We start from the raw sequence: 325 nt of genomic DNA, 5'->3' as shown, positions 1-325 counted from the left end.
ATTGTACATGAAATTGAAGAATTACATGAGAAATGGGAAGCGCTTCGAAATCAGTTTGGGCATAATAAAAACGAAGAAGCGAAAATGTCAACGCATTTACAAAAAGGTGAAGAAGAGCTAGAAGAATTACGAGGCCAATTACAAGCAGTAGATGAGTCTGTAGATTCCCTGCAAGAAGTACTTTTACTTTCTAGTAAAGAGCTAGAAAAGTTAGAAGGACAGCGTGAGCTATTAAAAGAGAGAAAGCAAAATGCAACGACGCATTGTGCACAACTCGAACAGTTAATTGTTGAATTAACAGAGAAAGCTACAAGTTATGATGGTG

The 325-nt window shown here is 36.9% G+C and carries 1 protein-coding gene; it reads left to right on the top strand.

All coding sequences use genetic code 11. The features are described 5' to 3' along the window. Positions 1 to 325, top strand: a 325-nt coding sequence (locus tag MR083_RS27035; RefSeq protein ID WP_242270118.1) for a hypothetical protein, incomplete at both ends; no start/stop codon positions are given.

Origin of the sequence: Bacillus cereus group sp. BfR-BA-01408 (assembly GCF_022663305.1) — a bacterium.
Lineage (GTDB): Bacteria > Bacillota > Bacilli > Bacillales > Bacillaceae_G > Bacillus_A > Bacillus_A pacificus.
The sequence above is the reverse complement of the archived record's forward strand: the minus strand, read 5'-3'. Positions and strand labels throughout refer to the sequence as shown.